Origin of the sequence: Janthinobacterium sp. 67, assembly GCF_002797895.1 — a bacterium.
Taxonomy (GTDB): Bacteria; Pseudomonadota; Gammaproteobacteria; order Burkholderiales; family Burkholderiaceae_D; genus Janthinobacterium.
In genome coordinates, this window is record NZ_PGES01000001.1 from 5,328,498 (window position 1) to 5,344,084 (window position 15,587).

The window sequence follows — 15,587 nt, forward strand, 5'->3', positions numbered from 1 at the left end:
ATTTCTTTCTCTGCATACGAATTGCAACACACATCCGCACAGAATTGCTATGAATACAATTGAGGCTAAAAAAGTCCTCGAAACCGCGTTGCTGTGCGCTCGTGAATCGCTGACGATCCACAGCTTGAAGAAGCTGTTCGTCGATGCGGACGAGAACGGTCGCGTGCGCGGTGTCGGCGTTGGCGCCGACACGATCAAGCAATTGCTCGAAGAGTTGCGCGATGAGTGGCAGGGGCGCGGCATCGAGATCGTCAGCCTTGCCTCGGGCTGGCGCTTTCAAAGCCGCCCTGAAATGAAGATGTATCTCGATCGTTTGACGCCCGAGCGGCCGCCCAAGTATTCGCGGGCGACCCTGGAAACCTTGGCCATCATCGCCTACCGCCAGCCGGTGACGCGCGGCGATATCGAGGAAATCCGTGGCGTTGCCGTCAATTCGCAGACGATCAAGATGCTGGAAGACCGTGGCTGGGTCGATGCCATCGGCTACCGCGACGTGGTGGGACGGCCGGCTTTGCTGGCTACCACCAAGCAGTTTTTGGATGACCTGGGTTTGCAATCGCTGTCCCAGCTGCCGCCTTTGCAGCAAATCAGCGAGATGCAGGGCAATGGGCTCGAAGCCCTGGAAGCGGCCCTGCAGGAAAATTTTGACAAGGCAAGCAATGAGCTTGTCCCCCAGCTTGGTGCAGGTAGCAATACGGCTGTGACAGATGTAGATGTGACAGCAAGCCTTGATGCCGGCCCCGATGCTTCGCCCACGGACGAAGCCTACACTCACGACCCTGCGCCAGAACTAACGGTTGACGCTGCGCCAGGTCAGCACAGCCAAGAAACGAAGAATGAATAATCCGAACACACCCGAGACAGTAACCGCCAGCGACGAAGCCATCGTTGCCAAGCCCAAGCGCCGCACCAAGGCCCAGATCGAAGCTGATGCGGCTGCCGCTGCCGTTGCAGGCGACGCTGTCGCCGCCAAGCCGAAGCGCCGCACCAAAGCCGACGTGGCTACCGACTCAGTTGCTGAATCCTCCGTCGCCGCTGTTGAAGCAGGCGCCGCGCCAGCCGTCAAGAAAACCCGCGCCAAGCCGGCCCTGAAGGTCGTGGCCGACGCCGCCGAAGCGGCTGCCGAAGCCGTTGCCGCCCCTGCGCCGCGTCCGCCGCGCGCCCGCGCCGCCGCCAAGGCTGCCGCCGCCGTCGCTGAAACGGCGCCGGAAGCCGTCGCTGACAAGCCGGCCGAAGCACGCCCGACCCGCGGTCCGCGCCAGATGCGCGGCGTGCAGGCCGAGCGCGCACTGCGCCAGCCGCCGCGTGCCGAAGCGTCGCAGGCAGCCGAAGCTGCGCCTGTCGCCGAGCAAGCCGCCGCGCCTGTCGCCGACGTGTTCGATGCCGAAGGCAACCTCGTTTCCGGCCCGCGCCTGCCGCGCGGTCCGCGCAACGACGTGCCGGGCGCCGGCAAGAATGCCGGCAAGAGCCGTAAAAAAGGCAAGGGCCGCCAGGCTGCGCCGGGCAAGGTCAGCGATGCAGATGCTGTCTTCTCGTTCGTTACCTCCGACGCTTTCGACAGCGAAGACGGCGGCACGGGCCGCGCGCAGAAAGTGGCCGTGCGCCGCGACCTGACGTCCGACGACGATGCGCCGAAGCTGCACAAGGTGCTGGCCGAAGCCGGTCTCGGTTCGCGCCGCGACATGGAAGACCTGATCATTTCGGGCCGTGTGTCCGTCAACGGCGAGCCGGCCCACATCGGCCAGCGCATCCTGCCGAGCGACCACGTGCGCATCAACGGCAAATTGATCCAGCGCCGCGTCAGCAAGAAGCCGCCGCGCGTTCTGGTGTACCACAAGCCGGCCGGCGAAATCGTCAGCCACAACGACCCGGACGGCCGTCCATCCGTGTTCGACCGCCTGCCGACCATGAAGGCGGGCAAATGGCTGGCCGTTGGCCGCCTCGACTTCAACACGGAAGGCTTGCTGCTGTTTACCACCTCCGGTGACCTGGCCAACCGCCTGATGCACCCACGCTACGGCATCGACCGCGAGTACGCGGTGCGTACCCTGGGTGAACTGGAAGAGGGCATGCGCCAGAAACTGCTGGCCGGCGTCGAGCTGGAAGACGGCCTGGCGCAGTTCTCGAAGATCGCCGATGGCGGCGGTGAGGGCATCAACAAATGGTACCGCGTGGTGATCGGCGAAGGCCGTAACCGCGAAGTGCGCCGCATGTTCGAAGCGATCGGCCTGACCGTGTCGCGCCTGATCCGTACCCGCTACGGCGCCATGACCCTGCCAAGCGGCCTGAAACGCGGCCGCTGGGAAGAGATGGATGAAAACACCGTGCGCGACCTGCTGGCCGCCTACGGCATCGAAAAGAAAATGCCGCCTTCGGGCGATCCGCGCGCCGCTGGCGCCGCCAAGGGCCGCGAAGCGCGCAAGGCGAGCCGCGATGACGAGCCGAATGGCAACCGCATCGATGTGAGCAACCGCAACGCCGACCCGTTCCCGGTCGCGCCGCGCCGTGGCCAGCCGCAAGGCCAGTTCGCCCGTCCGCAAGGCCAGGGCCGCCCAGGCGGCGCCGGCCGTCCAGGCGAAGCGCGTGGTCCGGGCCGTGGTCAGCCGCAAGGTCCATTTCAGGGTGGTCAACCCCGTTCGTCGGCATCGTTCGAAGGTGCGCCGCAAGGCCGCTCGCCACGCGCCGCAGGCCAGGGCCAGGGTCGTCCAGGTGGCGAAGGCCGCGCGCCGCAGCGCGGTCCGCGCCAGCCCGATCCACTGCAAACGGCATTCGGCTTCGCCAACACGGGTCCGCGCCGCAATGCCGGTGGTGGTGCCGGTGGCCAGGCGCGTTCCGGCGGCCAGCCGCGTGGCGGCATGGACCGTGGCGGCATGGATGGCATGCCGCGCCGCCGCAGCAAAGGTTAATCGGGAAGAGTTTCTTCTTGCGCGCCCGCCGATCTGCTGCGGGTGCGCGCTCTTGTAACTGTTGTAAGCCGGGCCGCTCCTCGTGTGCGGCATTGCGGCGAAGTTAATAAGAGGTTATAATCTGCAGCCTAATAAAAGTTCTCCGCAGGGTTGTTTGGTGGGGAGTGCTTTCATCTGGTTGGGGAAATACAAGAAGATGGGCAGATGCCCATTTTTTTTTTGTTGAACCGTTTGTAATGGCGCCAACAAGGGCCCATATATGACTTGTGCGTGTTCTTTTGCATGCCGCCGGCGCTGTTTTTCGTGCCGCGATGCGGAAAAGCAGGCCTTTTTCTGGAGAATTTCTTGCAGCAGTTGGGATTAATTGAAAAGACGGTTACAGGTCTGGGCTATGAGCTCGTTGATGTCGAACGTGCCGAGCGCGGACTGCTGCGCGTCTTTATTGATTTCAGCGCCGCCGATGCCGCTGAAAAAGGTCCGATCACGGTCGAAGACTGTGCCACGGTCAGTCACCAGTTATCGCATGTGTTGACGGTCGAGAACGTTCCTTACGAGCGTCTCGAGATTTCATCCCCGGGTCTCGATCGTCCGGTGCGCAAGCTGGAAGACTTTGTCCGTTTCGCAGGTCAGGAAATCATCGTCAAGCTGATGGTGGCGATGCCGGGTACGAACAACCGGAAATCGTTCCAGGGGATTCTGCAAGAACCCGTGGGCGATAAATTGTCGTTGGAATTTGAAGGTAAGGATGGTCCGGCGATGTTGGAGTTTACGCTCGCCGATGTGGATAAGGCACGCTTGGTGCCGCAGGTGGTTTTTAAGGGACGCAAAGCATGAGCCGCGAAGTTTTATTATTGGTTGACGCGCTGGCGCGCGAAAAAAACGTCGATAAAGATGTCGTCTTCGGCGCCCTCGAATTCGCGTTGGCGCAAGCCACGAAGAAACGGTATGAGGGTGAGGTAGACATCCGCGTTTCTATCGACCGCGAAACGGGCGAATTCGAATCGTTCCGCCGCTGGCACGTGGTGCCCGATGAAGCGGGCCTGCAATTGCCGGATCAGGAGATCCTGCATTTCGAGGCAAAAGAACAGATTCCCGATATCGAAGTCGATGACCACATCGAAGAACCGATCGAGTCCGTCGAATTCGGCCGCCGCTTCGCCCAGGATACCAAACAGGTCGTCCTGCAGCGCGTGCGTGACGCCGAGCGCGAACAGATCCTGGTCGACTTCCTGGAACGCGGCGATTCGCTCGTCACCGGCACCATCAAGCGCATGGAGCGCGGCGACGCCATCGTCGAATCGGGCAAGATCGAAGCGCGTCTGCCACGCGACCAGATGATCCCGAAAGAGAATCTGCGTATCGGCGACCGTGTGCGTGCTTTCATCTTGCGCATCGACCGCAACATGCGCGGCCCGCAAGTGATTCTGTCGCGCACCGCGCCGGAATTCATCATGAAGCTGTTCGAATTGGAAGTGCCGGAAATCGAACAAGGCATGCTGGAAATTAAATCCGCAGCCCGCGATGCCGGCGTGCGCGCCAAGATCGCCGTCTACACGGCCGACAAGCGCATCGACCCGATCGGTACTTGCGTCGGCATGCGCGGTTCGCGCGTGCAGGCCGTCACCGGTGAACTCGGCGGCGAACGTGTCGACATCGTGCTGTGGTCGGAAGATCCGGCGCAGTTCGTTATCGGCGCCCTGGCGCCGGCGAACGTGTCGTCGATCATGGTCGACGAAGAAAAACACGCGATGGATGTCGTCGTGGACGAAGAAAACCTGGCAATCGCGATCGGCCGTTCCGGCCAGAACGTGCGCCTGGCCTCGGACCTGACCGGCTGGAAGATCAACATCATGACGGCCGAAGAATCGGCTGACAAAGCTGCCCAGGAAACGGCTGCCGTGCGCATCCTGTTCATGGAAAAGCTCGATGTCGACCAGGAAGTGGCCGATATTCTGGTGGAAGAAGGTTTCGCCAGTCTGGAAGAAATCGCTTACGTGCCAATTTCCGAAATGCTGGAAATCGAATCGTTTGACGAAGATACCGTCAATGAACTCCGTACCCGTGCGCGTGATGCGCTGGTTACCGAAGCGATTGCTTCGGAAGAGGGTCTGGAAGGCATGGACGAGGCGTTGGTGGGTCTGGAAGGCATGGACCGCATTACCGCCGGCAAGCTGGGTCTGGCTGGTATCAAGACCGTTGAAGCATTTGCAGCACTGGCATACGACGAATTTGGCGCAATCCTGGCCTTGTCTGCGGACCGTGCGCGTGAACTGATTACAAGTGAATTTAAAGATGTGACCGACGATGAGATGAAGTTGGTTGACTCGAAATACGACGATCGTGCCAAGGCGCTGCAAGCCAAGGCATGGAGTCTGGCCGAATCCGCAAAGGCTTAATTTGAGTATCTTTATCATCTCCGCGACACATAGAAAAGAGGACTGAATGGCGAGTAACAACGTAGCCCAATTTGCCACCGAACTGAAGATGCCTGCAGATTTGCTGCTGACGCAGCTGCGTTCTGCCGGCGTCGAGAAAAGTTCGACGTCAGATCCATTGTCGAAAGATGATAAGGACAAGCTTTTGGATCATCTGCGCCGCACACACGGCGCAGCGGCTGACACAGAAAAGAAAAAAATCACCGTGACCCGCAAGGAAACGACTGAGATCAAGCAAGCTGACGCCACCGGCAAGTCGCGCACCATCCAGGTGGAAGTGCGCAAGAAACGTACTTTCGTCCAGCGTGACGAAGCTGCGCCGGTCGCGGCTGAACCGGCTGCGCCTGCCGCACCGGTGATCGATCCCGCCGACGTGGCGCGCCGTGAAGAAGAAGCCCGTAAACAGGCTGAACTGATCGCCCGCCAAGAAGCCGATCTGCGCGAAAAGCAAGAGCGTCTGGCCAAGCTCGACGCGGAAAAAGAAGCCCAGGCGAAAGCCACGCAACAGGCTGAACTGGCTGCGAAGAAAGAAGCGGAAGCGGAAGCGAAGAAAGCGGCCGCCAAGGCTGCCGCCGCGCCTGCCGCCAGCGCCGCTGCGCCTGTCGTTGACGACGCCGCCGCCGAAGCGAAAAAAGCTGCTGCCGCTGAAGAAGCGAAGAAGAAAGCCGCTGCCGCTGCTGTTGCCGCCAAGGAAGCCGCTGACAAAGCGGAAGCCACCGAGCGCGCACGCAAGGCCGTTGCCGACGAAGTTGCCCAGATCAAGGCCATGATGAACGCGCCACGCCGCGCCATCAAGGCACCGGAACCCGTACCGGTTCCCGTCAAGCCGAAGGCGCCGGAAGGCACCTTGCACAAGCCTGCTGACAAGAAACCTGGCGACAAGCCGGGCGACAAGAAGCCTGCTGTTGCAGACAAAAAATCGATCAAGTCGGCCAATGTGTCGTCCACCTGGTCCGATGACGCGAAAAAACGCGGCACCACCGGTGGTCCGAAACCACGCGGCAATAGCGGCCCAGGCGGCCGTGACAGCTGGCGCGGTGGCGCGAAGGGCCGTCGCCCGACGCACCATGACGACCGTGAATCGAACTTCCAGGCTCCTACGGAAGCCGTCGTCAAGGACGTGCACGTACCGGAAACGATCACCGTGGCCGAACTGGCGCACAAAATGTCCGTCAAGGCATCCGAAGTCATCAAGCATTTGATGAAATTGGGCCAGATGTGCACGATCAACCAGGTGCTGGACCAGGAAACCGCCATGATTCTGGTGGAAGAAATGGGCCACAAGGCGTTCGCCGCCGAACTGGACGATCCGGAAGCGCTGCTGGCCGATGTGGGCGAACACGCGCACTTCGAAACCAAGCCACGCGCACCGGTGGTCACCGTCATGGGTCACGTCGACCATGGTAAAACCTCGTTGCTCGATTACATCCGTCGCGCCAAGGTTGCATCCGGCGAAGCCGGTGGCATTACGCAGCATATCGGCGCTTACCACGTCGATACGCCACGCGGCATGATCACCTTCCTCGACACCCCGGGCCACGAAGCGTTTACCGCGATGCGTGCCCGTGGCGCCAAGGCAACCGACATCGTCATTCTGGTGGTTGCCGCCGACGATGGCGTGATGCCGCAAACGAAAGAAGCGATTGCCCATGCGAAAGCAGCTGGCGTACCGCTGGTGGTGGCGATCAACAAGGTCGACAAACCAGGTGGCAACGTCGACCGCGTGACGCAAGAACTGGTCGCCGAGCAAGTCGTGCCGGAAGAATACGGTGGCGAATCGCCATTCGTGCCGGTGTCGGCCAAAACGGGTCAGGGCATCGACGACCTGCTGGAGCAAGTGCTGCTGCAAGCCGAAGTGCTGGAACTGACGGCGCCGGTGGAAGCACCTGCGCGCGGTCTGGTGGTCGAGGCGCGTCTGGACAAGGGCCGCGGTCCTGTCGCGACGATCCTGGTGCAGTCCGGTACCTTGCGTCGCGGCGACGTGATCCTGGCTGGCTCGTCGTATGGCCGTGTTCGCGCCATGCTGGACGAGAACGGCAAGCCGATCGCCGAAGCAGGTCCTTCGATCCCGGTCGAAATCCAGGGCTTGACGGAAGTGCCGGTTGCCGGTGAAGAAGTCGTCGTCATGGCTGACGAGCGCAAGGCGCGTGAAATCGGTCTGTTCCGTCAAGGTAAGTTCCGCGACGTGAAACTGGCGAAGCAGCAAGCTGCGAAACTGGAAAACATGTTCGACCAGATGGCCGAAGGCGAAGTGAAAAACTTGCCATTGATCATCAAAACCGACGTGCAAGGTTCGCAGGAAGCGCTGGTCGGTTCGCTGCAGAAACTGTCGACCTCCGAAGTGCGCGTGCAAGTTGTCCACGCAGCCGTCGGCGGCATCACGGAATCGGACGTCAACCTGGCGGTCGCCTCGAAAGCGGTCATCATCGGCTTTAACGCCCGTGCTGATGCCCAGGCACGCAAGCTGGCCGAGTCGAATGGCGTGGACATTCGCTACTACAACATCATTTACGATGCGATCGACGAGATCAAATCGGCGTTGTCGGGCATGTTGGCACCAGAGAAACGCGAAACCGTCATCGGCCAGGTCGAGATCCGCCAGGTTATCCTGGTCTCGAAAGTGGGCGCGATTGCCGGTTGCCTGGTCACCGATGGCGTGGTCAAGCGTGCTTCTTCCGTCCGCCTGTTGCGCAACAACATCGTGGTATGGAGCGGCGAGATCGACTCCCTGAAACGCTTCAAGGACGATGCGAAAGAAGTTCGCGCCGGTCTGGAGTGCGGCCTGTCGCTGAAGAACTACAACGACATTCAGGTTGGCGACACACTGGAAGTATTCGAAGTCCAGGAAATCGCTCGTACCCTGTAATCACAGCAGTAATGGCGCGGACATAGTGATGTCCGCGCAAACACGTGGGGCGCATTGGTCAACGGGCAACCGTTTGACCCATGCGCCCTGCGGCACTTAGGACAGCATAATCATGGCTAAACATAGCAAAACCATGCCGGCGCGCGGCTTGCGCGTGGCAGACCAGATCCAGCGCGATCTGGCCGAAATCATCGCCTACGAATTGAAAGACCCGCGCGTGGGCACGATGATCACCGTGACCGAAGTACAGATCACGCCCGACTACGCGCACGCCAAGGTGTTTTTCACGATGTTGAAAGACAGCAAGGAAGCCATCAAGAACACCACCGAAGGCCTGATGGCCGCGTCCGGCTTCATCCGTGGCTTGCTGGGCAAGCGCCTGCACATCCACACCCTGCCGATGCTGCATTTCGTGCACGACAGCTCGACCTCGCGCGGCATGGAAATGTCGCTGCTGATCGACAAGGCCAACGCCACGCGCGCGGCCGATGCCGAGCCGGATGTCAAACCAGAAGCGGACGAGCAATAACAGTGGCGGGTCCGAAGAAACCGCCCGGCATCAAGCGGGTGCGCGACCTGGTCGATGGCGTCTTGCTGCTCGATAAGCCCGTGGGCTGGTCCAGCAACGATGCCCTGATCAAGGCCAAGCGCGTGCTGAACGCGAAAAAGGCGGGCCATACGGGCACCCTGGATCCATTCGCCACGGGCTTGCTGCCGCTGTGTTTTGGCGAAGCGACCAAGTTCTCGCAGGACTTGCTGGAAGCCGATAAAACCTACGAAACGCTGGTGCACCTGGGGCAGACGACGGATACGGGCGACACGGAAGGCGAAGTGCTGGAAACGCGCGACGTCAACGTCACGCAGGAGCAGATCGACGCCGTGCTGGCGCGGTTCCGCGGGCCTATCCTGCAGACGCCGCCCATGTACTCGGCCTTGAAAAGAGACGGCAAGCCCTTATATGAGTATGCAAGGGCAGGCATCACCCTCGAGCGCGAAGCGCGCCCGGTGACCATCCACAAGCTCGAGTTCCTCGGCTACGAAGCCCCGTTCCTGAAATTGTCCGTGATGTGCAGCAAGGGCACGTATATCCGCGTGCTGGGCGAAGACATCGGCCATGCCCTCGGCTGTGGCGCGCATCTGAACGCCTTGCGCCGCACGCAGGTAGGCAACCTGACGCTTGACGGCGTCGTCACGCTCGATGAGCTGACGGCGCACGCCGAACCGCTGAGCTTGCTGGCTCCCGTCGACGCCTTGCTGTCGAGTTTTCCGGCCGTCCAGCTGACGGAAGAATTGGCCAAGCGCTTCCTGCATGGCCAGCGCATCGCGCTGGGCAAGGAAGACGTCGCCGTACCAGGCGAGCCGGGCCGTGTGCGCGTGTATCACGACAGCAAACTGCTGGGCACGGGCCAGTTGCAGGAATACAGCATCCTGGCGCCGGAACGCTTGATTGCGACAGCCCACCAATAAGTCACGGCAACGTCACATTACCCAGCGACACTCTTGAACCAGTGTCGCTTTTTTTAACAAATCGTCCCCGACTGCAAGAGCCGCCAGCATTTTTAGATAGCGTTGCAACGCAACATGCTATACTACGCGGTTCCGGAAATAGATTAGCATTCGGGTATCTCGTACATCTTGTACGCACTCCGCAGTTTTTCAGTAACTACTACGACCATGTCAAATACAAAACGCGCAATTCGTAATATCGCCATTATCGCCCACGTTGACCACGGCAAAACCACGCTGGTGGACCAGCTGCTGCGCCAGTCCGGCACCTTCCGTGAAAACCAAGCGGTCGACACCCGAGTCATGGACTCGAACGACCTGGAAAAGGAGCGCGGCATTACGATTCTGTCGAAGAACTGCGCCGTTGAGTACGAAGGCACCCACATCAATATCGTCGACACCCCAGGCCACGCCGACTTCGGCGGCGAAGTGGAACGTGTTCTGTCGATGGTGGACTCGGTTCTGCTGCTGATCGATGCGCAGGAAGGCCCGATGCCACAAACCCGTTTCGTCACGCGCAAGGCGCTGGCACTGGGTCTGAAGCCTATCGTTATCGTCAACAAGATCGACCGTCCAGGCGCACGTCCTGACTGGGCCATCAACCAGACGTTCGAACTGTTCGACAAACTGGGCGCTACCGACGAACAACTGGACTTCCCTATCGTTTACGCTTCGGGCCTGAACGGCTATGCCGGCCTGACCGAAGACGTGCGCGGCGGCGACATGAAGCCGATGTTCGACGCCATCCTGGAACACGTTCCAGTACGTGACGACAATCCGGAAGGCCCGCTGCAAATGCAGATCACCTCGCTGGACTACTCGTCGTACGTCGGCAAGATCGGCATTGGCCGCGTCAACCGCGGTACCGTCAAAGTTGGTCAGGACGTGCTGGTCATCAATGGCCCAGGCGCTACGCCAATCAAAGGCCGCATCAACCAGGTGCTGAACTTCAAGGGCCTGGAGCGCGTGCTGGTGGACGAAGCCGTCGCCGGCGACATCTGCCTGATCAACGGTATCGACGAAATCGGCATCGGTTCGACCCTGTGCGCACTGGACACGCCTGAAGCGCTGCCGATGCTGACCGTCGACGAGCCAACCCTGACGATGAACTTCATGGTCAACAACTCGCCACTGGCTGGCCGCGAAGGCAAGTTCGTGACTTCGCGTCAGCTGCGTGACCGTCTGGAAAAAGAATTGAAAGCCAACGTTGCTCTGCGCGTGGCGCCAACCGACGACGACACGATCTTCGAAGTATCGGGCCGCGGCGAGCTGCACCTGACGATTCTGATCGAAAACATGCGTCGCGAAGGCTTCGAGCTGGCCGTATCGCGTCCACGCGTGGTGTTCAAGATGGTCGATGGCGTGCGCCACGAGCCGTTTGAAAACCTGTCCGTCGACGTTGAAGAAGCCAACCAGGGCGGCGTCATGGAAGAACTGGGCCGTCGTCGCGGCGACCTGCAAAACATGGAATCGGATGGCAAGGGCCGCGTACGCCTCGAGTACCTGATCCCGGCGCGTGGCCTGATCGGCTTCCAGGGCGAATTCATGACCCTGACCCGCGGCACCGGCCTGATGAGCCACGTATTCCACGAATACGCGCCTGTCGACAACACCCGTGGCGAAATGGCCGGCCGTCGTAACGGCGTGCTGATCTCGCAAGACGACGGCGCCGCTGTTGCCTACGCTATCTGGAAACTGCAAGACCGCGGCCGCATGTTCGTGTCGCACAACGATCCAGTGTACGAAGGCATGGTCATCGGTATCCACTCGCGCGACAACGACCTGGTCGTCAACCCGATCAAGGGCAAGCAGCTGACCAACGTGCGTTCGTCGGGTACCGACGAAGCGGTGCGCCTGGTACCGCCAATCCAGATGTCGCTGGAATACGCAGTCGAATTCATCGAGGACGACGAACTGGTGGAAATCACGCCTAAATCGATCCGTCTGCGCAAGCGCTTCCTGAAAGAGCACGAGCGTAAAAAAGCGTCGCGCGATTCGTAATCTGTTGTAGAGCATGGCCTGCGGGCCATGCCGCGCTCAAGCCCGTTGCTCCGCCTTTCCTTCACCGGTGAGGCGCGCAGCGGGTTTGTCATTTGCAGCCCCTGTTTTTTGTAGATACCATGACTTCCTCTTCTTTGCCTTCCCGCCGCCTGTCCGTCGCTCCGATGATGGACTGGACCGACCGCCATTGCCGCAAGTTCCACCGCGAAATCACGCGCCATACCTGGCTCTACACCGAGATGGTGACGACGGGCGCGCTGGTCTATGGCGACGTGGAGCGCCATTTGCGCTTCAACGAGGAAGAGCATCCGGTGGCGCTGCAGCTGGGCGGCAGCGATCCGAAGGACCTGGCCACCAGCGCCAAACTGGGCGAGCAGTGGGGCTACGACGAGGTCAACCTGAACTGCGGCTGCCCGTCCGAGCGCGTGCAGAAGGGCGCGTTCGGCGCCTGCCTGATGGCCGAGCCGCAACTGGTGGCCGACTGCGTGAAAGCCATGCGCGACGTGGTCGACATCGACGTCACCGTCAAGCACCGCATTGGCATCGATGACAGCAAGTCGTACGATTTCGTGCGCGATTTCGTCGGCACCGTGGCCGACGCCGGCTGCAAGACGTTTATCGTGCATGCGCGCAACGCCATCCTGAAAGGCCTGAGCCCGAAGGAAAACCGCGAAGTGCCGCCCCTGAAATACGATTACGCGTATCGATTGAAACGCGATTTTCCCCAGTTCGAGTTCATCATTAACGGCGGCATCAAGACGCTCGATGAAATCGACCTGCACCTGCAGCACCTGGACGGCGTGATGCTGGGCCGTGAGGCGTATCACAACCCCTACGTGATGGCGCAGTTCGACCAGCGCTATTACGGCGACGACGCGCCCGTCAAAACGCGCGAGCAGGTGCTCGAAGCGATGATTCCGTATATCAGTGCGCAGCTGGAAAAAGAAGCGGGGAGATTAAAACTGAACAGCGTCACGCGCCACATGCTGGGCCTGATGCAAAATCTGCCCGGCGCGCGCGGCTTCCGCCAGACCCTGTCCGATTCCAAGAAGCTGGCGTCGGGCGATCCGCGTTTGCTGCTGGAAGCGGCGGCGCGCTTGTCCTTGCCTGCGTAATGGACGATTTCCACGGCCATGCGCGCCACATCGACGGCTATCTGCAAGCCGTCAGCGCGCTCAAGGATGACGGCAGCGACTTGCTCTGCACGTATCTGGGACCCGCCGCGCCGCAGGCATCGTTCGATGCCCTGTGCCGCGCGCTGGATGTGTCGCCGGACGGCTTGCGTCTGCAGCCGCTCGAGAGCGTTGCGTGCAGCGGCGTCGCGTGCACGCCGCGCCAGTGGCTGCTCGAACGCGTTCGCCCGGCGAGCGAGGCCGACCGCCAGCCGCTCGACACCCGTTTATATGACGGTTTCGAGCGCGAACTGGCCGAACTGCTGGGCGCCGAGCCCCGCTGGTATCAACTGGTATCGTCTGGCCAGCGCAGCCTGGCCGGTCAATTGGGCGCCATCTGGAGCGTCTTTGTCTTCGGCACAGAGTGTCACGCCTATATGATGCATTGCAGCTGGGACAGCTGAGCCAACTTGTCTATACCGGTGCTGCTGTGCGCTGGTATTGTCCGCACTTCCCCTTCCTCTGAGTCCCCCTCCCAAAACGATGCAATATGGCTATGCCATGTGTTGTAAATGCGCTGTTTCAGCGCATGCCCGCACTGTCGTGGGGCATTTCTAAGAGGCAAGAAACGGCGTTGTTGCCATTTCCCCGAAGAAAGTTAATCAGCCATTTATTCGGGTACATATTGCTTGCTTTGAGGCAAAATTTACACCTATAATTGATTATAGACAAATATTTCTCATATGAATGTTTGATGTTGATCTCACATCAACGGTGTCAAAAATTCAGCGTGTGGAACAAGTTTGCATTCGCAGTCACTGGCGTTTCCAGGGCTGCTGAAAGACCAGGAAGTACCCCGGGCTGCGTGCGGCCGGATACCGCCAGCATACCAATGGGTAAGGGCGGATCCGGTGCTGCGCAGCCTTCGTCTTGTCGTGCCGGGCAAAAATCCTTATCAATAGTTTCATTTACGAAGAGCCGAAATGAATTTAGCAAAAATGAAGGTTGGTACCCGCCTGGGCCTGGGTTTCGCCCTGGTACTGGTTCTGCTGGTGGCCGTGACCGTCCTCGGCATCGCGCGCATGGCGCAAATCCAGGAACGTCTCGATCACGTGATCAATGTCAACAACGTCGTCACCCGCCTGGTGATCGACATGCGTGGCAACGTCAGCGACCGCATCACCTCGCTGCGCATCCTCACCCTGATGACTGACGCGGGCGATATGGAGCCGGAAATGGCGCGTATCAAGACGCAGACGAGCACCTATCAGGAAACGCAGAAGAAGCTCGAAGAGAAGTTCGCCGTCGAGTCGACTCCTGAAGAAAAAGCCCTGCTGAGCTCGATCAAGGAATACGAAGCGGCCGCCATGCCGGCCATCGCCAAGGCGTCCGCGCTGTGGATGGCCAATGACGCGGAAGGCGCCACGCGCGTGATGATCAAGGAAATCCGCCCGGTACAGAAAAAATGGATGGAAGCGCTGGAGCAGCTGGCCGTGCTGGAAGACAAGCTCAACGAGCAGATGCAGGCCGATGCCCGCAAGGCCTTCGACAGCGCGCGCCTGTTCATGATCATCCTCGGCGTACTGGCCGTGGCGATGGGCGTGGCGGCGGCACTGGTAATTACCCGCGGCTTGCTGAAACAGCTGGGCGGCGAACCGGACTACACGGCATCGATCGCCGGCAGCATCGCCAATGGCGACCTGTCGATCGGCATCCACACGCAACCGTCGGACAATTCCAGCCTGCTGGCGGAAATGAAGGAAATGCGCAACAGCCTGGTGGGCATCGTTGGCCAGGTGCGCGTCGGTACGGAAACCATCGGCACGGCCTCGCGTGAAATTGCCGACGGCAATATCGACCTGTCGTCGCGCACGGAAATGCAAGCCAGCGCGCTGGAAAAAACGGCGTCGGCCATGGAAGAGCTGACTTCGACCGTGAAACAGAATGCGGACAATGCGCGCGAAGCCAACAAGCTGGCCGCCACGGCTTCGGACGTGGCCCTGAAGGGCGGTTCCGTCGTGTCGCAAGTGGTCGACACCATGAGCTCGATCAATGAATCGGCGAAGAAGATTGTCGACATCATTGGCGTGATCGACGGCATCGCTTTCCAGACCAACATCCTGGCGCTGAACGCGGCCGTGGAAGCGGCACGCGCCGGCGAACAAGGCCGCGGCTTTGCCGTGGTGGCGTCGGAAGTGCGCAACCTGGCCCAGCGCTCCGCTGGCGCCGCCAAGGAAATCAAGATCCTCATCGACGATTCGGCCGAGAAGACGGAACGCGGCACGCGCCTGGTCGGCCAGGCCGGCGTGACGATGGGCGAAGTGGTCGACAGCGTGCGCCGCGTGACCGACATCATGAGCGAGATCGCCAGTGCCAGCCAGGAGCAAAGCGCCGGCATCGAACAGGTCAACCTGTCGATCATCGAGATGGATGGCATGACGCAGCAAAATGCGGCCTTGGTGGAGCAGGCAGCCGCTGCGGCGCAAAGCTTGCAGGACCAGGCGGCCGAACTGGCCCACGTGGTCAGCATCTTCAAACTGGTCGAAGGCGAAGAGAAGCCGGCCGCGTATGTGCCGGCCCCTGCGGCCGCCGCACCGGTGGCCGTACGCAAGCCGGCGCCGGCATTGCGTCCGGTGAAATCGCTGACCCGCAAGACGGAAGCGGCCGCTCCCGTGGCTGCTGCGGCGCCACGCAAGGCGGCAGCGGCCAGCAGTACCAGTAATGACGAGTGGGAAGAGTTTTAAGCGCGGCCAACAGCGCA

Annotated in this window: 11 protein-coding genes; all 11 read left to right on the forward strand. The window is 60.8% G+C overall.

The window, feature by feature from the left end; all coding sequences use genetic code 11:
* The first annotated feature begins 49 nt into the window (after positions 1-49).
* The 11 genes from scpB (at position 50) to CLU90_RS23910 (ending at position 15,570) form a co-directional block, all read left to right on the forward strand.
* Positions 50-844 (forward strand): SMC-Scp complex subunit ScpB, encoded by a 795-nt coding sequence (scpB, locus tag CLU90_RS23860; protein ID WP_092715998.1) that lies wholly within the window; start codon positions 50-52, stop codon positions 842-844.
* On the forward strand, positions 837-2,906 hold the full coding sequence (gene rluB, locus CLU90_RS23865) for a 23S rRNA pseudouridine(2605) synthase RluB (RefSeq protein ID WP_092716000.1): 2,070 nt from the start codon (positions 837-839) through the stop codon (positions 2,904-2,906). The genes scpB and rluB overlap by 8 nt, the downstream gene beginning before the upstream one ends.
* A 345-nt stretch (positions 2,907-3,251) precedes the next feature.
* The gene (rimP, locus tag CLU90_RS23870) at positions 3,252-3,740 is read left to right on the forward strand and encodes a ribosome maturation factor RimP (RefSeq protein WP_035828693.1); all 489 of its coding nucleotides are present in this window, start codon (positions 3,252-3,254) and stop codon (positions 3,738-3,740) included.
* Complete coding sequence (gene nusA / locus CLU90_RS23875; RefSeq protein WP_100429040.1) at positions 3,737-5,302, forward strand: transcription termination factor NusA; 1,566 nt, start codon at positions 3,737-3,739, stop codon at positions 5,300-5,302. The genes rimP and nusA overlap by 4 nt, the downstream gene beginning before the upstream one ends.
* 46 nt (positions 5,303-5,348) lie before the next feature.
* Positions 5,349-8,207, forward strand: a complete 2,859-nt coding sequence (infB, locus tag CLU90_RS23880; protein WP_092716004.1) for a translation initiation factor IF-2 — start codon at positions 5,349-5,351, stop codon at positions 8,205-8,207.
* A 112-nt stretch (positions 8,208-8,319) separates the two neighbouring features.
* Positions 8,320-8,736: a 30S ribosome-binding factor RbfA gene (gene rbfA, locus CLU90_RS23885; RefSeq protein WP_092716006.1), complete on the forward strand. Its 417-nt coding sequence runs from the start codon at positions 8,320-8,322 to the stop codon at positions 8,734-8,736.
* Between the two features lie 2 nt (positions 8,737-8,738).
* A complete protein-coding gene (truB, locus tag CLU90_RS23890; protein ID WP_100429041.1) occupies positions 8,739-9,674 on the forward strand; it encodes a tRNA pseudouridine(55) synthase TruB in 936 nt (311 codons plus the stop codon).
* Between the two features lie 207 nt (positions 9,675-9,881).
* Positions 9,882-11,714: a translational GTPase TypA gene (gene typA, locus CLU90_RS23895; RefSeq protein ID WP_092716010.1), complete on the forward strand. Its 1,833-nt coding sequence runs from the start codon at positions 9,882-9,884 to the stop codon at positions 11,712-11,714.
* 164 nt (positions 11,715-11,878) lie between these two features.
* Positions 11,879-12,829, forward strand: a complete 951-nt coding sequence (gene dusA, locus CLU90_RS23900; RefSeq protein ID WP_442906751.1) for a tRNA dihydrouridine(20/20a) synthase DusA — start codon at positions 11,879-11,881, stop codon at positions 12,827-12,829.
* Entirely contained in the window at positions 12,829-13,290 is a 462-nt protein-coding gene (locus tag CLU90_RS23905) for a hypothetical protein (RefSeq protein WP_092716014.1), read from the forward strand. The genes dusA and CLU90_RS23905 overlap by 1 nt, the downstream gene beginning before the upstream one ends.
* A gap of 534 nt (positions 13,291-13,824) precedes the next feature.
* The gene (locus CLU90_RS23910; protein WP_092716016.1) at positions 13,825-15,570 is read left to right on the forward strand and encodes a methyl-accepting chemotaxis protein; all 1,746 of its coding nucleotides are present in this window, start codon (positions 13,825-13,827) and stop codon (positions 15,568-15,570) included.
* Positions 15,571-15,587 lie beyond the last annotated feature (17 nt).